The following is a 20,522-nucleotide window of genomic DNA, read 5'->3' as shown; positions in this document are numbered from 1 at the left end:
ATGTCAAGCTTACTTAAGCATTGCATGACCAGAAAAGGTAGGATGAAATCCGATGTTTCCTTTTGTTAAGTAAAGCTTATTGTGGCTTATGCCTTATTTGATTTTTCATTTTGTAGTAATATATTAATGGTAATATGACGTCAGTAAAGTTGAAATTCAAGGAGTCTTCTGTTTCCGGTAAGGAGGGAACATTGTATATTCAGGTAATCCATGGACGGGAAGTCGCACAAGTGAATACGGGTCTTCATATCCATAAGGAAGAATGGGATTATGAAAATGGCAGTATCGTGAAAGGCTATCCTGAATCAGGTAAGCGCGCGAAGTATCTGGATATCATAAGAGGGAAAATACTGTTAGAGAAGGAACGTATGAACAGAATTGTCGAATATTATGAAAACGGTGACGGCTTGTATAAGGTTGCGGATGTAGTGAGGCGTTATAGAGAGGCGTCTTGTGGCACGGTTTCTGTTTTTGAATACATAAGGATACAGATTGCACGGCTTCAAAGACTTGGAAAGGAAAGGACGGCCGAGACTTACGGACAGATGCTAAACAGTCTTGTAAAATATAGAAAAGGAATGGATCTGTATTTTGACATGATTGACACGGATATGATGGAGCAGTATGAGATATTCATGAGAGTGAATCATCTCTGCCGCAATACCTCTTCTTTCTATATGAGAATCTTGCGGTGTGTATATAACCGTGCGGTGGAAGAGGGGATTACGGTTCAGCGCCAGCCTTTCAGGCATGTCTATACAGGTGTGGATAAGACTCCGAAGCGTGCTGTCACAATTAATGATATACGGAATATAAAGGCATTGCGGTTATTAAGGAATCCTGTTTTGGAGTTTGCGCGTGATATATTCCTTTTTTCATTCTATATGCGCGGAATGTCATTCATAGACATTGCATATTTAAGGAAAAAGGACATGTCAAACGGTTTCATCACATATAACAGAAGAAAGACGGGACAGCAGATTGTCGTAAGGCTTGAGAAGCCCATATTGGATATTATCATGAAATATACACTTTCCGGAAGTGAATATTTGCTTCCGGTCATAGAGAGGCAGGACGGGACTGAGCGTAAGCAATATCTTAATAAAATGCTTTTGGTAAACAGAAAACTTAAGATAATTGCCGGAATGGCCGGCATACAGATTCCTCTTAGCATGTATGTTGCCCGTCATTCATGGGCAAGCGTGGCGAAATCAATGGATGTGTCGCTTAGCGTCATAAGTCTTGGAATGGGGCACGATAATGAGGAAACGACCAGGATATATCTTGACTCGATACAAACAGACCAGATAGACGATGCAAATGTGAGAATATTGAAGGAATTATAGGGCGTTTTATAACTGAAATTATATATACAATCGGTTCTGTTCCGTAATTCACCCGAACATGTCGATCCATTCCTTGAACTTTATGATTCCCTCGTTTCCGAACTTTTCAAGGCTTTTTATTGCTTCCTCGGTGGTTTTCATCTTGTCGGGATGTGATTTTGAGAAGAACTTGTCTGCATAGCAGATAAGAATCTCCTCTGTTGTTTCGGGCAGAAAGTCGAGGACGGGTAGGGGCAGGTTGCGCTGCTGTATCTGACGTGCAGTGATTCCTGTGCCTGTGTGTCTTTCGCATACGCGTGCGTGGCGGTCGTAGCCGAGGCTGCGGAGCAGTTTTGCCCCGTTGTATCCGTGCAGTATGTAAGGGTCCTGGCCGTTGCAAAAAATGCCCGGAGCATTTGTGGTGAAGATGCCGATGTCGTGAAGCATCGCCCCTTCTTCCACAAAGCGGATGTCTATGTCCAGTTCGGGATGACGGGCGGCTATTTTCAAGGCAAGGCCGGCAACGTCGCGGCTGTGTCTTATCAGCAGTTTTCTCAGGAAGTTGTCTTCGGGATAATATTTGAGAATTATTTTATTATAGTCCATATATGTGGTATATATACAATAAATAATCATCCGCGTCAGATATCCTTTGAGTGGTTATTGGCGCGGATGATTGTTTTTATTCAGATATTAAAATACGGAATGTTCTGATGTCTAATCCTGTGGTCTTTCCAACCATGCTAAAGTGGTGCCGCGCCTTACCTTTGCGCCTTGCTTTGCCGCAACTTCCACAAGTTTTCCTCCTATGGCTGCAGGGATAGGCACTATCTCGCCCCATTTGGCCTGTATGTAGCAGAAGTTGTCGCCCTCTTTGTATTTCTGGCCGATAAACGGTTCGAGACATGGTGCACATTCACCGTCACCATTGAATTCGTAGAACAACTGTCCGTCTATAGGTGCTATGACAGCGTCTGCCTTTGCATGCTTGAATGCAGCAAGTTGTTCGGGTGACAGTTTTGAGCCCATTTTTGCGTCTTTGGCCTTTTGCAGGTCGGCAAGGAAATTCTTCTTTGCCATACCGCTCTTGTAGTTGCGGTATTGTTCTGGATGCATTGCAAGTTCGAAGAGTTCTTCGTTGTCCTGTCCGTAATCCCATCCGTTCTCATCCATTTCTTTCTTGAAGTCCTCGAGAGCGTTGTTGATGAGCGTATGCGGATCTTCATCGGTGAACTTGCGTCCTTGTTTTTCTGCAAGTGCAATGAATTCCGGATCCAGGTTGCCCGGCACTTTTCCGCTCTTGCCGAGTATCATTCCCCACATGGCATCGTCCATCATTACGAACCTTCCCTTGCCCTGTGTCATTGTCAGCAGGTTCATCAATGCGATATTCTTTACATATTGCGAGAATGGGGTTACCAATGGAGGATATCCTACGCGCGGCCATACGTATGCCACTTCATCGAAGAGTTTTACAAGCATGTCGTCTATGGAAAGCTCTTTCTCGCCCTTGCTCTTAAGTGTGCCGTTGATAACCTTCCTGATGCCGTCAAGGTCGGCCATCATAGAACCCATCATGCCTCCGGGAAGTCCGCAACCGAGAAGCAACGATGACATGTGTTTGTTTGCAGGGTTGATGAAGTATCCGAGCCAGTCGTCGATGAACTCCTGTGTCAGCGTGCGTGCTTTCATGTATGCGTTCATATTTATTTCCGGCACGTCGAAGCCTTCATTCTTGAGCATGCTCTGTACGGATATGATGTCCGGATGCACCTTGCCCCAGCTCAGCGGTTCTATTGCCGTATCTATGACATCGGCTCCGTTGTTGCATACTTCAAGGATAGAGGCCATTGAGAGACCCGGTCCGGAATGGCCGTGATATTGTATGAGTATGTCCGGATGCTTGGTCTTTATTTCTTTAGTCAGTGCCCCGAGCATTGCCGGCTGTCCTATTCCTGCCATATCTTTAAGGCATATTTCCTGTGCTCCTGCCTCAATAAGCTTGTCGGCTATGTTGCTGTAATATTCAACAGTGTGTACCGGTGAGTTTGTTATGCAGAGAGTGCCCTGTGGTGTCATGCCGGCTGCGGCCGCCCATTTTATGCCCGGAATAATATTCCTGACATCGTTAAGGCCGCAGAATATGCGTGTGATATCAACTCCCTGTGCATGCTTGACCTTGTACATCAATTCACGCACATCATCAGGTACGGGATACATTCTTAATGCGTTAAGACCGCGGTCAAGCATGTGGGTTTTTATTCCAACCTCATTGAACGGCTTGCAGAATGCACGTACAGCATCGTTTGGATTTTCACCGGCAAGAAGGTTTACTTGCTCGAATGCCCCGCCGTTTGTCTCCACACGTGAGAAACACCCCATTTCGATAATAACAGGAGCTATTCTCTCCAACTGGTCCTTACGTGGCTGGAATTTTCCTGAACTCTGCCACATATCCCGATAAACGAGACTGAACTGAATTTTCTTTTTCATAGCTTTACTACTTTTTGTATAACTTCCCGTTTACTGTTCTGAAAACCTTGCAGAAATGTATTGCATATCATTAAGATATTTTCTGCAGTATCATGCCCAATATCCGGACAGTCAGTCGATAATAAATATATTGCAAAGATAGGGAAAATAATTTATGATGCATACAACGTATATGATATTTTTTTTGTCTTCTTGTCTTTTTACATTATCTTTGCACTCGACAACCTGATTTCCGGCAGATGGCTATTGGTGTTCGGATGATTTTTCTTACCGTAACTTGAGATCTCTTTTGTAGCAGCCTGATTGCATCAGCATTGACTGCCGGTATTTATGTATGTGTGGAATAAACAAATCAAAATATTTTTTTATTATGAATAAGATTGGAATTTTTACTGTGGTGTTGCTGATGGCGGCAACGATGACATCGGCAAGAAAAAAACATCAGCAGACGTTTCCGGACGGTACTCCGGTGCCGGAATGGTTTTCTGACACTGCAAAAGTGGATGTCGACAAACTTGGGCGGAAATATGTTATAACAGATTACGGTGTGGTTGATGACACCGCTGTGGTGCAGACTGCAGCCATACAAGGGGTGATTGACCGTGCATTTAAAGACGGTGGTGGGGTAATAGTTATTCCAAAAGGAACTTTCCTTACCGGGTCTCTGTTTTTCCGTCAGGGAACTCACTTGCATCTGGCTGATGGCGGTCGGCTGAAAGGCAGCGATGCGATTACTCATTATGAGATTGTGAAGACGCGTCTTGAGGGACAGACCCTGAATTATTTTGCAGCCCTTATAAACGCAGACGAGGTGGATGGTTTTACTATCACCGGAAAAGGAACAATAGACGGTAACGGACGTAAGTTCTATGATGAGTTCTGGCTACGCAGAAAAGTGAATCCAAAATGTACAAATCTTGAGGCGTTGCGCCCGAGAATGGTTTATATTTCAAACTCAACGAATGTCACTGTTCAGGATGTGCGTCTTGTAAACAGTGGTTTCTGGACAAATCATCTCTATAAGTGCGGAAATGTGAAATATCTTGATTGTTATATATATGCTCCGACATCAGGTTATCCTAAGGGTCCGAGTACGGATGCTCTCGATCTTGACGGATGCCATGATGTGCTTGTACGTGGCTGTTATATTAATGTGAATGACGATGGTGTCTGCCTTAAAGGAGGTAAGGGGACGTTTGTGGACAAGGATACCACAAATGCTCCGTGTTGTAACATTATCATAGAGAACTGCAGTTACGGCATTGCCGGTGCGGGGGTCACATTCGGAAGCGAGGCATGGGACTGCAGCAATGTGATATTGCGTGACTGCAGGTTTGACGGTACGGGCAATCTTGTTTTGTTTAAGATGCGGCCGGATACTCCTCAAAGTTATCGTAATGTTTTGGTGGAAAATGTTTCCGGACGTACGAAAAACGGAATACGTGCCGCTGCATGGCGGCAGTTTCATAATCCCCAGGAGCGTGAGGACAAGCCGCGCTCAGGTGTGAAGAATGTGACCTTACGTAATGTTGATATAGAGTGCAGCAAGAGATTCTATGATGTGCGCCGTTCGGATGATTATGATGTGAGTGATGTCGTTTTCGAGAATATCAAGGCAAAGGACCCGGATGGTGATTTCGACACATCATATATACAGAACTGTACTGTAAAGAATGTGATTCTTAATGATAGTAAAAGGTTATGAAAGAAACTTTAATCACAATCGGTCACTGACTTGAGAAAAACTGATTAAATGTTGATTTCATACGTATCATGGTCTAATGGCCGGTTAGGGAAATATATAATGTAATAATATTATGCGTAAATTGAAGAATCAATGGCTAAATAAAGAAGGGTATGACTGCTTTGGTTGCAGTCCGGATAATCCTTTAGGTGTGAAGATGGAATTCTATGAGGATGGTGATGACATCGTGAGTTTCTGGAAACCGCAGACACATTATCAGGGTTGGATAGACACTTTACATGGAGGTATACAGGCTACGCTTATAGATGAGTGTGCTTCGTGGGTGGTTTTCAGAAAATTGCAGACGAGTGGTGTTACAATCAGGCTGGAAGTCAAATACAAGAAGCCTATAATGACTACCGAACCTCAGATAACCGTGCGTGCTCGTCTTAAAGAACTTCGTCGTAATGTTGCTTTTATCCATGTTGAGATACAGAACTCAAAAGGTGAGACTTGCTGTGAAGGCGAGGCTGTTTATTTCACATTTCCTCAGGATAAGGCACGTGGGATGGGCTTTAAATATTGCGATACTGAAGGCGACGAGTTGTTTGGATTCTGACTTAAATCTTACCTCCGCAAAGACAATGAAGACGTGATACAATCACGTCTTCATTGTCTTTGCGGAGGTTTCTCTTATTATAAGTTTCTGCGGTACGATTTCTTTATATACGTTCTTGTCGCCTTCTATGTTTTTCAACAGAAGGCGGCAGGCTGTTTCTCCAAGAAGATGACTTTGATCTGCTATTGCCGACATTCTCGGTGTAACGTATTCCGCATGTACGTCATCAGTGAATCCAATCAATGCCACATCGTCCGGTATTCTCAAGTGTTGTTTTTTTATTGCATTGAATGCTGCAAACGTTATGATGTCGTTGAATGCCAGAATTGCGTCAGGGCGATTTTCGCGCGTGAGCATTTCCGTGCATGCGCTTAGTGCAACATCATAGTCAATTTTATTGCAGAATACCAGTTCCCTCTCTATGGGTATGTTGTTATCCCGTAAGGCCTCAAGATAGCCATGCTTGCGTCTTTTTACCATGTCCAAATGGTTGGGCCCCCCTATGAATGCAATTCTGCGGCTGCCTGTGTCTATGAGATGTTGCGTTGCCTGTTGGGCTGCCTCGTCTCCATTGGCTGTCACTGTAGAGAAGCGGTCGGTCATACATGTGCGGCCGAAAAATACCAGTGGTATGCCAATGTCTGCAACCTCGTTGAAATGTTTATAGTCAGTGGTGTTTTGTGCAAGACATGCAATGATTCCTTCTACATGTAAGTTGATGAAGTTGTCCGTTATACGTGCTTCTGTTATACAGTCTTCATGGCTGTTTGCGCTTATTATCGAATATCCGGCTTTTCTTGCCTCGTCTTCAATACCGTCGAGCACGGCCGCATAATAGTGGGTTACAAGGTTTGGCACGATTACTCCAATCATTTTGGGAGCCTCCCGTCTCAGGCTTCGTGCAAATGGATTCGGACGGTAGTTGAGTTTTACGGCAAGTGCCTTGACTTTATCCTGCATGTCTTTACCTATCTCGGGACTGTTGCGCAAGGCCCGGCTGACAGTGGCAATGCTTACTCCAAGTTCCTTTGCCAAGTCTTTCAATGACGTACGGTGTTTTTTGTTCATGAACAGAGTGATAAGATTATTTTTTAGGTATTTTGTTTTTTTAGACGGAATACTTTTCAGTATGGTTTATGCAAAGTTAGATATTTTATGTCTAATTCGCAAACGTTTACGTTGATTTTTTAGTGTTAAGTGTATACAGGATAGCAATTTTATAATTACCTTTGCAGTACGAATTCAGAAGAGTAATGAATAGTTGATAATAAGTTAGTTAGAAAACATGAATAAGGACTGTCGTGAGACAGTCCTTATTTTTTGTATATGGCATTTTAAATCAGTATAAAATGATCGATATATGAGTTTCAGCTTGGCAAAAGACAAGTCGTTTTGTTTTTGCCACTTTGAATTATACCGGCTTATTCCGGATTAAGGGATATGTCTTTTGTTTTGTATTGATTCGGAATGGATTCTGTCAATCCTGTGTCATTTTGAAAAGCTTATTTCCACATGCTTGAATCCCATTGCTTTCATCATATTTCTGAATTGGTTTTCCGCATTGTTTTCTGCGTTTTTGATGTTGGCCTTAGTAAGGCCGTTTGCTTTCATTTTTGCGTATGCTTTGTTGTACATTGTCTCGCGGTCTGTATGTGTCCAGCGTCCTGTCTCATGAAAGACTCTTGTGCTTGCTTCATCAATGAAGTCGTTGTCAAGAAGTTCTATTGCAGGAAGAATAATCCTGACAGTGTCGTTTTGAGATGTAATCCATCCGGGTTCCACCTTGTGCATGTTTATACCCAAGCGTAATGTGCCGTAATATATTTTGGCCAGATAATCATGACCGAAGATGCCTTTGCGTGCCGTATCCACCATTTCCTCATCGGTGACGGTAAGGAATTCCCATTCTCCGATGGCTTTTATGGACTGAATCACTTCTGGTGTCATGCCAATCTTTTTATCGGTTACGATTGAAATGTCTGTTTTCCTGACTTCGTTTCCAATCATTATTACCGCTGTCACGACGGCTATTGCGGCAAGAGCAAAGCCGATGATTTTTGCATATATGATAGTTTTACTTTTCAACATTGACATTTAACTTTTTTATATCCTTCCTGAACTTTATTGTGATGTTTTTTTCGTCATAGCCCATTTGTTCAATCATGGGGATTAATACTCTTGCCGCGTTGTCGCGTGCTGTCTCAATAATATTTGTATCATTGATTCTTGCTATTATTGCTTCTTTTCCTTGTTTTTCAAATTCTGTTATTTCCGCATCTGTGAAATAGCTGCGTGTAATCGATACATATTCTTTTATTTCCTTTTGGTTTATGCGGCTGCTTGTCATTACTATTTGAGGGTCAGGCAGGATTATTGTTATATTTTTGCCATCACGCTCCACGTTTTTATCCGAAAAGTCGCTAAAGTCAATGTAAGCCTTTAATGTGGCGGTCATCGGAATCGCAATTTTCCTGTCACCGACGGGCAATTTGATATTGAAGTCTTTATTCAATACCTTTCCTTGCATCCTTATTACATCGTCATGCGTGATAATCTTATGGATATTATATTCCGTTGTGTATAGCCGTGAGCATTTCTGTATCTGCATTATAAGCATTGGCAATGTGTCTGTTTCCGATACGTGTGTGCTTTTGCCGTCATCTTTTTTATCAGAGCATGCTATTGGTATTAATGTTCCGGTTATAAATATATATATAATAATGTAATTGAGTATTTTCATATATTTTATTTTATGCCAGTTTCTGATTCCGTTTGTGGTTTCAGGTTGTTGTTTTCATTCATTATAAATGTTACAAATCGTTTTTTTTACAAAGGTATGGATAATCCTGAATAAAGTATTTGGAGGTATGAGTATTTTGTTATTCTTTATGTAAAAAGTTAATAAAATTAAATTGTCTGTTTTTTAAATGGACAGGTTAAACTTTTTATTTTGTAATTCGTCATAAAGACAGTTGCAACTAACAAGATAGTTGAATATTTTAAATTAAAAAGAAAAGATATGAAGAAAATATTTTTGGCTATGGTTGCGGTCTCTATAATAGGTGCTTCTGCAGTGGCTCAGGATAATAAGGAAAGAAACAGGGATGCCAGGTCTTCCAGGCAGATGGAGAGAGTTTCACCTTCTGAGATGATGAACAGACGTACACAGATGATAGTAAAGAGATACGGTCTTAATTCTGAACAGGAGAAGAAGCTTGCAGAGTTGAATAATAAGTATAAGGATACAATGCGGCCTGTACGTATGCAGGATGGTAAGCGTGAAGAGCGCGCAAAGCAGATGGAGGCCTATAATGCGGAACTCAAAGGAATTATGACTGATGAGCAGTATAAAAAATATTCCGAGGACAGAAACAGCAGGATGTCTCAGCGCAGAGGAGGTTTCAGACAAAATAATGGGAACAATGCTGTTCGAAGAAAGAATAGGGCATCTGGTTCTGAAAGACGAACTATGACAGAAGATAATATTAGTATGCAGAAAAGTGCGGAAGTTGCTGAATAAGCAATTTGGCTGACTGACATGCTGATTTTAAGGATAGAAATTTTCTCATAATATTAACATCATAGTGATTTAGGTTAATAGTGTCAATGGCAAGCGTGCCGACACGCCTCAATAGGTAAAGTAAAAGTCTTAATCTAAGTCTTTTTGGTAATAAGTTTTTTTAGGATAATAAAAAGTCCCAGGGATTAATTCCTTGGGACATTTTATAATATCATGCTTCCTGACGGTTGTCAATATTATCGCCTTCTGTAGGTGTCATTTCATTATCAAAATCGCTAATGCCGTTTTCAATAAGAATATTGTACCATTGCAATAGTTTTTTTATGTCACTGTTGTGTACCCGTTCACGGTCGAAGTCAGGTAATACCTTTGCAAAGTATTCTGTCAGTTCGGTGTTGCTTGCTTTTTTGTAATTAAGCGATGAGATCTTGCCTTCCTCGAGGTTCTTTAGATTGGTCAGAACTTTATGCAAGGGCACATCATCTGTCTCTGTGAACATTGCTATATCTGCCAGTGATGTTATTCTGTCTGTGGCAAATGCCGGTATACGGCGATGTGTCTTGTCAAGTGCCTCAACAATGAGGCTGTTTTTGGTTCTTGATACCAGTTTGTAGAGTCCGGGCTTGCCGGAGATTGCTAAAATTGTTTGTAACATGTGTCTTATAAAACTAATAAAAGTTTGATAATATTATTTATTTGTTTACTTAAATCTTTGTTTCCGTCGTTTATAATTACATAGTCGGCTCTTTCGACAATATCTTCCTGCGGTATTTGTTTTTTTATCCATTCAAGAGCTTTACTACGTGTTATTCCGTCTCTTTTCATTATACGTTCAATACGTATGTCGAGAGGTGCGGTAACTGCTATTACTTTGTCCACAAGTTTATCAAAACCTGATTCATATAGGATGGCGCATTCCATCCATTTGTATCCGCTCTGTATGAAATCGTCAGCTACGGCAGGATGTACGATGCTGTTTATAGCATTTGTATTTGTTTCCGACTTTAGCAAGAATGAAGTCATCACGGTTTTGTTTATTTTACCGTTGTCTGTATATGCATTGTTTCCGATTAGCTCGGTCAGCTGGCGTCGTATTTCCGGAGATTCTTTTATTATTCTCTTGGCTGCACTGTCACAGTCATAAATACTTATGCCGTGTTTTCCGATTATGTTGCATATATAGCTTTTTCCGCTTCCAATTCCTCCTGTTATTGCTATTTTCATATAACTCCTATATCAGATATTCATCGTTTAAGGTGTTCCTTCTTCAATGAGATAGTCAACTTGTTGCAAATTCAGTTTTGCACGTGATATTCCATGAGGAACGTTTTTTAAATGTATTGTACATTTTTCAGACGGATGTCGGGCAATGTCACGGTAATCTACCACAACTCTGAAATCCGACGGCCGCAGTTTTCTGAACTGGCTAACTCCTGTGACAAAGCTGACTGTTACTTTTGACGGGAATGTACGTAACGTCTTTCCTTCCGGCATGTTTATTCCTACTATAGGTATGTCGCTTATGCTTTCTTCAGTGAGGACATCGGTATAAAAACCTATTTTCACTCTGTCTGGAACCATCTTGACACCTTTCTGCTTTTGCAGGTTACAGTTTACAATAAGGGTGTCACGGAAATTTGCATAGTTGAGCGGTTCCGTATATACATAGTTTATACTGTCAAGTTTTTCTTTTGGTGCATATACGCTTATGCTGTCCGGCCAATATTTTATATGTGAAATAAAATAAAGGTGTTCTGGTATCACCCTTCCACTCCATCTTAGCGGCACACGTTTGCATAATCCGTAATTATAGTAAAAATCAAGTTTGTCCGGCTTTATAGCTGTTATTCTTGTACTTGCCGGCAGTTGCTGATATACTATACGCTGGATGTCTGCGGCAGTAAGCTGTACTACACCGTTATTACGTGAATACGGCTTGAAGTTTATTTTTAAAGTGCGCAATTCTTTGCCATACATATATCTTATTAGTGCGAGTCCTTTGTCGTGCAGTGTGAGTTTCACTGTATCTGTGGCATCGGATGTAAGTACCACGTTGTTGGGTATGTTTATAATGCGCACTGGCAATTTGAATTCTTTCTCGTATGTCTCGTTCAAGGTCATCATAAGCCAGAATATACCAGACAGTGAGAGAAAGAACAAAAAAATCAGAAATTCCTTGTTCGCAGAACTGAACAAGAAATTCCTGATAGCATTGTATATGCCTTGTTTGCCGTTCATTTATTTATTTTGTCTGAACGTTGCTTGTAGAATCTTTAAAAACGTAGCCTTTGTCAACGCGGATTACAACGCCCCTGGCTATTTCTATTTCGACAATACCGTTTACGAGGTCAATCTTTTTAACAATACCGTATATACCTCCTCCGGTCACAACCTGCATTCCTTCCTGAAGGGCATTCTGGAATTTCTGAATCTCTTTCTGTTTCTTCTGTTGCGGGCGTATCATAAAGAAATACATGATTGCAAACAGGGCAACCATCATGATAATCATACTCATTCCACCCCCTTGTGCGCTTTGCTGTGCCGCTAATACTAATGTCGTCATAAATTATTTTTCTTTTTGTTCTGAATTGATATTGCTTGAGAGCTTTATTGCTTCTCATTATTGTCATTTGCTTTTTTTCTTGGTTCAATATGTTTCATAAGTTTTCCGCTGTGCACAAGATGACGGGCTATTGTGTCGAGCATACCATTTATATAGCTTCCGCTTCTTGGTGTACTGTATAGTTTTGCAAGGTCAACGAATTCGTTTATTGTAACGCTGATCGGTATATTAGGAAATGTAACCATCTCGGCAATTGCTATCTGCATTATAATTACATCCATGTATGCCAACCGTGAGAAATCCCAATTGCGTGATGCGTCACTCATGTAGCGCTGATACTCGTTTGCATTCAGGATTGCAGCACGGAACAGTTTTCTTGCGAAGTCTTTTTCCTCCTCGCTGTCGTATTCGGAAAGCAACTCTTGGGTGGCCTTGTTCTTTTCCTCAAATCTTTTTATTGTTTTAAGGACGAACGTGTCGATGATCTCTTTGTCGTCATTCCAATACAGGCTCATGTCTTCAAGGATAGAATCAATTGATTCGTTATCCTGGATGAATGTCCTGTATATCTTACGCCAAAATTCGCGGTCGGCCGTGTAGTCATCCTCAGCTTTATCCATATACTCTTTATAGATGTTGCTTTCCGTTATTTGCGTATAAAGCTTTTTAATGAACTCCGGTTCGTCGTCCCACGTTTTCTTTTGTTTTGCAATGAAATCATTAAGCATCTTGTTTTCTTCAAGCTGCAATGCAAAACGGTTGTATATGAATTTTGTTGACGGCTGTTCAGTGCCTTCTCTCATAGCTTTTGACTGGGCAACTTCCACATGTCGTTTTCCTTCTTTGGTCAATGCTATGATAATCGACAGCATAAAGTTGTAAAGGTCATAAGCTTTTGACAGACTGAAATACAGTTCTTTTTCTGCCGTATCAATGTTCTTGTTGCCGTTTTGATAGTACGCATAGGTTAACTGGACTATCTTTATCCTTATTATTTCTCGGTTTATCATAAATTTTTTATGTAAGCTTCTGTCCGTTTTTCTTTAATTGTCGTTTGCAAAATTAGGTAAAAAAGCGTAATAATGCAAGAAAAACAACTATTAATTGAGTTTTTTTTAGACAATACTTGCATGGGTGAATTAAAAAGACTACCTTTGCACCGCTTTTTTTCAGGCACATAGGATAAAAAGAAGTTCGTGTGATGGTGAATTAGGCAATAAAAATTAAATACTTAATTTAGAGTAACACATTAAAAAATGAAAGAAATTGAAGTTTCAGGTAAGAAGCGTGTTGACCTTGGCAAGAAAGCCTCAAAGCTTCTACGTAAGGAAGGACTGGTTCCTTGCAACATTTATGGTAACAAGAAAGATGAGAACGGCAATATCGTTGCTTTCTCTTTCGTTGCTCCAATGACAGAGCTTCGCAAGGTTGTTTATACTCCTCATGTATATGTGGTAAACCTTGATATTGACGGTGAGAAACGTAAGGCTGTTATGAAAGAGTTGCAGTTCCATCCTGTAACAGATGCTCTTCTTCATGTTGACTTCTATGAAGTTACAGAAGACAAGCCTATTACAATCGGCATACCTGTTAAGCTTAACGGTCTTGCACAGGGTGTACGTGACGGTGGACGTATAAGTTTGTCTATTCGTAAGATATATGTGACGGCTCCTTACCAGGTAATTCCTGAACGTCTTGATATAGATGTTACAAACCTGATGCTCGGCAAGAGTATTAAGGTTGGTGAATTGAGTTTCGAAGGTCTTGAACTTGCAACTCCTGCTGAGGTTGTTGTTTGCTCGGTTAAGGCTACTCGTGCTTCAAGGTCTGCTGCTGCGGCTGCTGAAAAATAATCCGGCAAATACGGGCATCCTTGTTTATAAGGGGCCGGTAATGTTTTAGAGATTGAAAGTTACTAATGGATAAATTTTTAATTGTTGGCTTGGGGAATGTCGGTGACGAATACGACAGGACCCGCCACAATACAGGATTCATGGTATTGGACGCTTTTGCAAAGGCGTCCAATATTGTTTTTGAAGACAAGCGTTATGGGTTTGTCGGAGAAACCAGCATTAAAGGCCGTAAGGTTTTTCTGCTTAAGCCGTCTACTTATATGAATTTGAGTGGAAATGCCGTAAGGTATTGGATGAATAAGGAGAATGTCGATTTGTCGAGGCTTCTTGTTGTTGTAGATGATCTTGCGCTTCCACTGGGTGCGTTGAGGCTTAAGCCCGGAGGGAGCAATGCCGGTCATAACGGACTTGGAAACATCCAATCGGTACTTGGCACAGATCGTTATTGCCGTTTGCGTGTAGGAATAGGTAATGATTTCCCGCGCGGTATGCAGATAGAATGGGTGCTTGGCAAATATGATGCGGATGATTTGAATATTTTGGAGCCAAAGATTGAGGCGGCTTGCGAAATAATAAAGAGTTTTGTTCTTTGCGGTGTGGATATCACAATGAATACCTTTAATAAGAAAAAGTAGTTTTATATATGGCAAATGAGGCGAGACTGGACAAGTGGCTTTGGGCTGCAAGAATATTCAAGACCCGTTCCATTGCTGCTGACGCATGTAAGAATGGCAGGGTGACTGTGGACGGTGCAAACGCAAAGCCGTCGCGCATGGTGAAAGAAGGAGAGACGGTGAGTGTAAAAAAGTCACCGGTGACTTATTCGTTCAGAATCCTTCAGACTATAGAACAGAGAGTAGGTGCAAAACTCATTCCCCAAATCTACGAGAACGTTACTCCTCCGGAGCAGTATGAGTTGCTGGAGATGACGCGTATAAGCGGATTTATAGACAGGGCCAGGGGTACAGGGCGCCCCACAAAGAAAGAGCGCAGATCACTTGATGCGTTTATCGGTCCTTCACTCGGAGGGTTGGATGAATGGGATGATTATGATGATTGAAACTTATGGTTAATTAATCCTTTAAAGAATTTATAAGCGATGAAAAGAGTAAAAGAATTATGTAAGGCGTTTGTCTTCAGTGTTATGGCAGTTCCAATGCTGACATCGTGTGTGGATAATGACGGTAGTGGAAATGCCGGATTTTCTCATGTTATTGGAAGTGATGTATTTGCGAATACACATTCTTCAGAGTATATGTTTTACAGTATGGGCAACTGGAATATGAATATTATTTCAGGAAACGAGTTTGCCGAGTTGAGAAAGACTTCCGGTAGCGGATATGTGCTGAATACCGTCCCCGTAGTGTTTAAGGAGAATCTTACAGGTTCCAGGCGCTTTGTATCTTTTCATGTCCAGGATGTTGCGGAAAAGAAAGCTTATATGGAGTTTAGCGTATCCCAGTATGCCACACGCGGTGACGGCAGTTTTGGGAATGCACCTCTCGCTACAAAGATTGAAGGTTCGGATGGCAGTGTAGTGAATATGGGCTATGACGACTATAAGCGTCCTACATACGTAAAGATAACGAAAGATAATAACGTCTTGCATGACATAGTGTTCCGTTATCCAACTGATACGACAATGACCGCACATTCGGAAGGAAGCATTCTCCGAGGCCGTGTGAATACAGGATATCAGCCGTCCATGTTGGTTTCCGATAATGATACTGTAGGTTATGAAAGCAATGGTGCGGGGCTTGGATTTGCATATAATCTTGAATATCACAAAAAAGGCGGGGAGATACAAAGGGCTGCCATCTTGCTGAAAGAATATCCCGAAACTCCCGACAGTGAAATCAAGTTTGACAGTTTGAAATACCAGCATCGCGGAACAGACGGTACATTCTTGGAGAAACTGAAGATTGAAATGAGCGTGAACAGCAACCGTCATCAGTCTGTGGATGCTAATCAGCTGCTGTTTGGCGTCGAGCATTGCAATCCGTACGCCCTTGTGGCCCTGTTCCGTTCGGCAAGATGTTCAAACGTGTTTGCTGTGGCAAAGTCAGCGAATGGAAACTATACGGTTGAAACCGAACTGAACGGTGATAAAAGTGTCAAGGCAATGACCGTGACAGACAAGCAGGGTAAGAAGATAACTTATACTTTTACGTATTGAGTACGTTTTCTTGGAAAAGCTGCATATAAAAGCTGTTTATGGAGAATATAGCAATATTCGCATCCGGTAACGGAACAAACTGCGAGAACATTATCCGTCATTTTGAAAATAACGATAAAGTAAGAGTGACTGTGGTGGTGAGCAATAATGCGGATGCCTTTGCTCTTGTGCGTGCAAGACGTTTGGGTGTTGCAACGGTTGTTGTTACGAAGTCACAGCTTGCCGATGAGTCAGAGTTTGTTCCGTTACTTTCTGAATATGCCGTAGATTATATTGTTCTTGCCGGTTTCCTGCTTATGGTTCCCCCTTATCTTGTGAAGCGTTATGACCGAAGAATAATCAATATCCATCCTTCGTTGCTTCCTAAGTACGGTGGGAAGGGGATGTACGGGCGTAATGTTCATGAGGCTGTCCGTGCCGCCAACGATACGGAAACCGGAATAACAGTTCATTATGTAAGCAATGTGTGTGACGGTGGCGACATTATTTTTCAGGCAAAGACTCCGGTTGCCTTGACGGCCACTCCCGAAGAAATAGAGGATAGTGTTCATTTGCTTGAAAAGAAATATTTTCCGGATGTAATAGAAAAAACAATACTCGGATGATACTGAATATAATATATATAATAGCGGGTGTGGCTTTGGTCCTTTGGGGTGCAGACATACTGACAGAGGGAGCGTCTTCCCTGGCAAGGAGAATGAGGGTTCCGGAAATAGTGATAGGCCTTACGATTGTGGCTGCCGGAACATCGGCTCCTGAGTTTTTCGTCAGTTTAGTTTCCGCTTTAAAGGGCACTCCAGATCTTGCCGTAGGCAATGTTTTGGGAAGCAACATATTCAATACAATGCTGATAGTTGGAGTGTCGGCGATGGTCGCCCCGATGTCAATTGCCAAGACCACGGTAATTAAGGATATTCCTTTTGCCGTTTGTGCATCGTTTGTCCTTTTTATACTTTGTATGGATGATTTTAGCTCAATCGGTCTTTCCGGTAACCGGATAAGCCGTATTGACGGACTGATTCTTCTTTCGGGTTTTGCGGTATTTATGGGATATACCCTGAAAACGGCAAAAATATCAAAATCACAGGAAACTCCGAATGTCTCAAAAGATGAGAAGGTTTGGAAAGCCATAGCGTTTCTGTGTATCGGGCTGGCCTGTCTGGTATTCGGAAGTGATGTGTTTGTCGGTTCCGCCACGGAGCTTGCCTCGTCATTAGGAATAAGCGATGGGGTTATCGGACTTACTGTTGTTGCTGGCGGCACCTCATTGCCTGAGCTTGCCACCAGTGTCGTGGCGGCACGTAAAGGCCGGTCTGCCATAGCTATAGGAAATGTCATTGGCAGTAATGTGTTTAATCTTTTCGGCATACTTGGCGCTACGGCTGTCATTTGTCCGATGCAGATAAACGGCATAACGATGATAGATATGTCGGTTTTGCTGTTTAGTATATTGTTTGTCTGGTTTTTCTCATTCACCAAGTATACACTTGCGAGGTGGGAGGGAGCCGTGCTTACGGTAAGTTTCTTTGTTTACCTTGGTTGGCTGATTTATAACATTTAATATTCATAGGGAGTGCTTGTCTAACCTCCCTTCGTTCAGGAATGCCGGTAATGCGCTTATTAGGTGTGTTTCCGCGTATTCCGGACAATAAAAAAACAAGAAAATGAAAAAAGAAAAAGAACATGTAAGCGTACTTTTTATGCTTTTGGGTATGCTTTTCAGCGTTTGCCTTATAATGGCAAATGTTTTGGAGACAAAGCAAATGGCCTTTGGCCCAATCAGTATTACAGGCGGATTGCTGGTCTTTCCCGTTTCCTATATCATCAATGATTGTGTATGCGAGGTTTGGGGCTATAGCCGTGCAAGATTTCTTATCTGGACAGGTTTTGCATTGAATTTCATTTTTGTGATGTTCGGAGCACTGACGGATGCCATTCCGGGAGCTCCTTACTGGCATAATGACGAGGGATTCCACGCTGTGTTCGGTCTTGCTCCCCGTGTTGCGGCGGCATCATTCGTCGCGTTTATCGTAGGTTCGTTTATAAACGCATACGTAATGAGCAGGATGAAAATATCGTCTAAAGGGAGACATTTCTCGCTTCGTGCCGTTGTCAGCACGGTGTTCGGGGAGCTTGCCGATTCTGTGATATTCTTTCCTCTTGCCCTTGGAGGCGTGGTTCCGTTTGAGGTTCTGCCGGTTCTTGTCATATCACAGGTGATACTTAAAACAATGTATGAGATTATAGCCCTGCCAGTGACTATACGTGTTGTAAGGTTTATCAAGGATTATGAGAAAGAGGATGTCTATGACGACGGCATTGATTATAGTATTTTCGGTTTGAGGATGAATAAGTAGTCTGAAGTATACGGGCTGATTGTATAATGACGTTATGTAGTATAAAGAAACAATAAATATTATTGCTATGGATACAAGAAAAGAAGAAGGGCTTAATGCTTTGGGTTCAAACACACGTTATTCTATGGACTATGCTCCGGAGGTGTTGGAGACATTCATTAATAAACATCAGGAAAATGACTATTGGGTTCAGTTCAACTGCCCTGAGTTTACCTCACTTTGTCCGATTACCGGACAACCGGATTTTGCTGAAATAAAGATAATGTATCTTCCGGATGAGAGGATGGTGGAAAGTAAGAGCCTTAAGCTTTATCTTTTCAGTTTCCGTAATCATGGTGACTTTCACGAGGATTGTGTGAATATAATAATGAAGGATCTGGTGAAGCTGATGAATCCCAAGTATATAGAGGTGGTTGGGTTGTTTACACCACGTGGCGGAATAAGTATTTATCCGTTTGCCAATTACGGTCGTCCCGGCACAAAGTATGAGTTGCTCGCTGAAGAGCGTATGATGCAGCACGGTATTATCTGATGAGGCCGTCATAAATGAAGTGCACCCCAAAAGTTGGATAGAAAACGTTTGGGGTGCATTTCAGACATAGTCTATTGTTTCATGAAGATTCTGTTATTTTCTGTAATATCCTTTTGTCTGTTCCTTGAATTTCAGTACAAGTGTGTCTTGTGTAAGCTGTTTTATTTCCACAGTGTCATTTGCTTGTCTTGATTCTATGGTGTCGTTTCCGTATGCGGTTTGTGAATAAGTGAGCAGCAGTTTTCCATTGAATATACGCCATTCCTTATATATTTTCTGTCTGGGATATTCCACGGGACTCAGGTCTTCTTTTGTGCTTGCTGTCTTTATGTCTCCTATAGTGTTCATGAGGTTATCCCGTCTGAAGCGTATTCCCATTTCCTTTGGCACGAGCAATGTTTCCTTCATTGTGTCGGGAAGGTTTGCGAGTATCTTTTGTTGCGTTTTCTGTGGCAGTGATGCGATGTCGCGCATGTGTGGCATTACCTGATAGCACCATGATCCGGTCAGGTCATCAAGATTGATCAGACTTAATGCCGTTTTTTTATCGTTTGGATTTAAGTATATTGCTATGCGGTCGCCTATTTTCGGCTTTCCGAATACAGAGTTGTTTTTCCGTGCGGACATAATGTTTATCGTGTCGGGGTCTCCTCCGCTGTTAGGAAGTATTACGGCTACTGTATCCGTACATCCGTCACAGGCCAGTCCGTATAGGGTAGAGTCTCCCTTTTCGTTTTGGTGAACGTCAATGGCCGTGTTGTCATGTCGTATGTTGTTTCCTGTGTCGCTGCATGATGTCACTGCACTGGCTATTGATGCTGCAATCAATATACTTTTGAAGAGTTTTTCTGTTGTCATGTTTCTGTTTTTTATATGCAAAGATAATGCAAACCGAATGCAATGAAGCTTGCTTTAAATTGCTGAGGTGCCGCTTATCTTATGCAAAGATAATGCAAACCGAACGCAATGAAGCTTGCTTTAAATTGCTGAGGTGCCACTTATCTTATGCAAAGATAATGCAAGAATGCTAATTATTTCAATGATATTATATTTTTTTACTGGTGTTTTTGCATTCATACGGTTCATACTCTTATTGCTTTTAAAAGATTTTTTTAAAAAAATAGGTGATTCTGTGTTTTTTTTATTACCTTTGCACCCATGTTTTTAGGTTCCGTAGCTTAGCTGAATAGAGCGTCAGATTCCGGTTCTGAAGGTCGTGGGTTTGAATCCCACCGGGATCACAGAAAGAGATACCAAAAGGTGTCTCTTTTTCTTTTGAGTATCAGATAGTTACGGACTTTATGGCTCACCCGACAAACCATGGGGATTAAGCATATAGCCTTGTAAGTCTGAAAAGAAAGAACTTAATGTCTGTCACCCCTCTTAAAGCAGCCCTGAAA

At 41.7% G+C, this 20,522-nt stretch carries 23 protein-coding genes and 1 tRNA gene; 13 read left to right on the top strand and 11 right to left on the bottom strand.

Annotation, left to right across the window (positions count from 1 at the left end; all coding sequences use genetic code 11):
* The first annotated feature begins 134 nt into the window (after nucleotides 1-134).
* Nucleotides 135-1,346 (top strand): site-specific integrase, encoded by a 1,212-nt coding sequence (locus tag HPS56_RS11480; protein WP_172276706.1) that lies wholly within the window; start codon nucleotides 135-137, stop codon nucleotides 1,344-1,346.
* A gap of 48 nt (nucleotides 1,347-1,394) precedes the next feature.
* On the opposite strand, the gene HPS56_RS11475 is transcribed toward HPS56_RS11480, so the two are convergent.
* Complete coding sequence (locus HPS56_RS11475) at nucleotides 1,395-1,931, bottom strand: HD domain-containing protein (protein WP_172276703.1); 537 nt, start codon at nucleotides 1,929-1,931, stop codon at nucleotides 1,395-1,397.
* 111 nt (nucleotides 1,932-2,042) lie between these two features.
* Entirely contained in the window at nucleotides 2,043-3,818 is a 1,776-nt protein-coding gene (locus tag HPS56_RS11470; protein ID WP_172276700.1) for a hydroxymethylglutaryl-CoA lyase-like TIM-barrel protein, read from the bottom strand.
* Between the two features lie 370 nt (nucleotides 3,819-4,188).
* Here HPS56_RS11470 and HPS56_RS11465 point away from each other — a divergent pair, with 370 nt between their 5' ends.
* Together HPS56_RS11465 and HPS56_RS11460 are read left to right on the top strand one after the other, a co-directional pair.
* Nucleotides 4,189-5,523, top strand: coding sequence for a glycoside hydrolase family 28 protein (locus tag HPS56_RS11465; protein WP_172276697.1), 1,335 nt, complete (start codon nucleotides 4,189-4,191; stop codon nucleotides 5,521-5,523).
* Nucleotides 5,524-5,635: 112 nt separating this feature from the next.
* Nucleotides 5,636-6,121, top strand: coding sequence for a PaaI family thioesterase (locus HPS56_RS11460; RefSeq protein ID WP_172276694.1), 486 nt, complete (start codon nucleotides 5,636-5,638; stop codon nucleotides 6,119-6,121).
* 42 nt (nucleotides 6,122-6,163) lie between these two features.
* On the opposite strand, the gene HPS56_RS11455 is transcribed toward HPS56_RS11460, so the two are convergent.
* The 3 genes from HPS56_RS11455 to HPS56_RS11445 all read right to left on the bottom strand — a co-directional run bounded on the left by HPS56_RS11455 (nucleotide 6,164) and on the right by HPS56_RS11445 (nucleotide 8,861).
* Entirely contained in the window at nucleotides 6,164-7,189 is a 1,026-nt protein-coding gene (locus HPS56_RS11455) for a LacI family DNA-binding transcriptional regulator (RefSeq protein WP_172276691.1), read from the bottom strand.
* Nucleotides 7,190-7,609: 420 nt separating this feature from the next.
* Complete coding sequence (locus HPS56_RS11450) at nucleotides 7,610-8,209, bottom strand: DUF4230 domain-containing protein (RefSeq protein WP_172276688.1); 600 nt, start codon at nucleotides 8,207-8,209, stop codon at nucleotides 7,610-7,612.
* Nucleotides 8,196-8,861 carry a DUF4230 domain-containing protein gene (locus HPS56_RS11445; protein ID WP_172276685.1) on the bottom strand — a complete coding sequence of 222 codons (666 nt, stop codon included), beginning with the start codon at nucleotides 8,859-8,861 and terminating at the stop codon, nucleotides 8,196-8,198. The genes HPS56_RS11450 and HPS56_RS11445 overlap by 14 nt, the downstream gene beginning before the upstream one ends.
* Before the next feature lie 279 nt (nucleotides 8,862-9,140).
* Here HPS56_RS11445 and HPS56_RS11440 point away from each other — a divergent pair, with 279 nt between their 5' ends.
* A complete protein-coding gene (locus HPS56_RS11440; protein WP_172276683.1) occupies nucleotides 9,141-9,641 on the top strand; it encodes a DUF4890 domain-containing protein in 501 nt (166 codons plus the stop codon).
* Nucleotides 9,642-9,852: 211 nt separating this feature from the next.
* On the opposite strand, the gene HPS56_RS11435 is transcribed toward HPS56_RS11440, so the two are convergent.
* The 5 genes from HPS56_RS11435 to nusB all read right to left on the bottom strand — a co-directional run bounded on the left by HPS56_RS11435 (nucleotide 9,853) and on the right by nusB (nucleotide 13,214).
* Nucleotides 9,853-10,296: a DUF5606 family protein gene (locus HPS56_RS11435; RefSeq protein WP_172276681.1), complete on the bottom strand. Its 444-nt coding sequence runs from the start codon at nucleotides 10,294-10,296 to the stop codon at nucleotides 9,853-9,855.
* Between the two features lie 5 nt (nucleotides 10,297-10,301).
* On the bottom strand, nucleotides 10,302-10,865 hold the full coding sequence (coaE, locus tag HPS56_RS11430; protein WP_172276679.1) for a dephospho-CoA kinase: 564 nt from the start codon (nucleotides 10,863-10,865) through the stop codon (nucleotides 10,302-10,304).
* A 27-nt stretch (nucleotides 10,866-10,892) separates the two neighbouring features.
* Nucleotides 10,893-11,618 (bottom strand): CdaR family protein, encoded by a 726-nt coding sequence (locus tag HPS56_RS11425; protein ID WP_501981711.1) that lies wholly within the window; start codon nucleotides 11,616-11,618, stop codon nucleotides 10,893-10,895.
* A gap of 265 nt (nucleotides 11,619-11,883) precedes the next feature.
* Nucleotides 11,884-12,204: a preprotein translocase subunit YajC gene (yajC, locus tag HPS56_RS11420; protein WP_172276675.1), complete on the bottom strand. Its 321-nt coding sequence runs from the start codon at nucleotides 12,202-12,204 to the stop codon at nucleotides 11,884-11,886.
* A 44-nt stretch (nucleotides 12,205-12,248) separates the two neighbouring features.
* Nucleotides 12,249-13,214, bottom strand: coding sequence for a transcription antitermination factor NusB (nusB, locus tag HPS56_RS11415; RefSeq protein ID WP_172276673.1), 966 nt, complete (start codon nucleotides 13,212-13,214; stop codon nucleotides 12,249-12,251).
* A gap of 246 nt (nucleotides 13,215-13,460) precedes the next feature.
* On the opposite strand from nusB, the gene HPS56_RS11410 reads away from it, so the two are divergent.
* The 8 genes from HPS56_RS11410 (at nucleotide 13,461) to queF (ending at nucleotide 19,122) form a co-directional block, all read left to right on the top strand.
* A complete protein-coding gene (locus tag HPS56_RS11410; RefSeq protein WP_172276671.1) occupies nucleotides 13,461-14,057 on the top strand; it encodes a 50S ribosomal protein L25/general stress protein Ctc in 597 nt (198 codons plus the stop codon).
* 65 nt (nucleotides 14,058-14,122) lie between these two features.
* Entirely contained in the window at nucleotides 14,123-14,692 is a 570-nt protein-coding gene (gene pth / locus HPS56_RS11405) for an aminoacyl-tRNA hydrolase (RefSeq protein ID WP_172276669.1), read from the top strand.
* Between the two features lie 8 nt (nucleotides 14,693-14,700).
* Nucleotides 14,701-15,117: an RNA-binding S4 domain-containing protein gene (locus HPS56_RS11400; protein WP_172276667.1), complete on the top strand. Its 417-nt coding sequence runs from the start codon at nucleotides 14,701-14,703 to the stop codon at nucleotides 15,115-15,117.
* A gap of 39 nt (nucleotides 15,118-15,156) precedes the next feature.
* Nucleotides 15,157-16,233, top strand: a complete 1,077-nt coding sequence (locus HPS56_RS11395) for a hypothetical protein (protein ID WP_172276665.1) — start codon at nucleotides 15,157-15,159, stop codon at nucleotides 16,231-16,233.
* Nucleotides 16,234-16,271: 38 nt separating this feature from the next.
* Nucleotides 16,272-16,838 (top strand): phosphoribosylglycinamide formyltransferase, encoded by a 567-nt coding sequence (gene purN / locus HPS56_RS11390; protein WP_172276662.1) that lies wholly within the window; start codon nucleotides 16,272-16,274, stop codon nucleotides 16,836-16,838.
* The gene (locus HPS56_RS11385; RefSeq protein WP_172276659.1) at nucleotides 16,835-17,794 is read left to right on the top strand and encodes a calcium/sodium antiporter; all 960 of its coding nucleotides are present in this window, start codon (nucleotides 16,835-16,837) and stop codon (nucleotides 17,792-17,794) included. The genes purN and HPS56_RS11385 overlap by 4 nt, the downstream gene beginning before the upstream one ends.
* Nucleotides 17,795-17,897: 103 nt before the next feature.
* A complete protein-coding gene (locus tag HPS56_RS11380; RefSeq protein ID WP_172276656.1) occupies nucleotides 17,898-18,590 on the top strand; it encodes a queuosine precursor transporter in 693 nt (230 codons plus the stop codon).
* Nucleotides 18,591-18,657: 67 nt separating this feature from the next.
* On the top strand, nucleotides 18,658-19,122 hold the full coding sequence (queF, locus tag HPS56_RS11375) for a preQ(1) synthase (RefSeq protein ID WP_172276653.1): 465 nt from the start codon (nucleotides 18,658-18,660) through the stop codon (nucleotides 19,120-19,122).
* A gap of 93 nt (nucleotides 19,123-19,215) precedes the next feature.
* Here queF and HPS56_RS11370 read toward each other — a convergent pair whose 3' ends face one another.
* On the bottom strand, nucleotides 19,216-19,980 hold the full coding sequence (locus tag HPS56_RS11370) for a lipocalin family protein (RefSeq protein ID WP_172276650.1): 765 nt from the start codon (nucleotides 19,978-19,980) through the stop codon (nucleotides 19,216-19,218).
* 309 nt (nucleotides 19,981-20,289) lie between these two features.
* Here HPS56_RS11370 and HPS56_RS11365 point away from each other — a divergent pair.
* Nucleotides 20,290-20,363, top strand: a tRNA-Arg gene (locus HPS56_RS11365).
* Nucleotides 20,364-20,522 lie beyond the last annotated feature (159 nt).

Origin of the sequence: Xylanibacter muris (assembly GCF_013166605.1) — a bacterium.
GTDB classification, from domain to species: Bacteria; Bacteroidota; Bacteroidia; order Bacteroidales; family Bacteroidaceae; genus Prevotella; species Prevotella muris.
The sequence above is the reverse complement of the archived record's forward strand: the minus strand, read 5'-3'. Positions and strand labels throughout refer to the sequence as shown.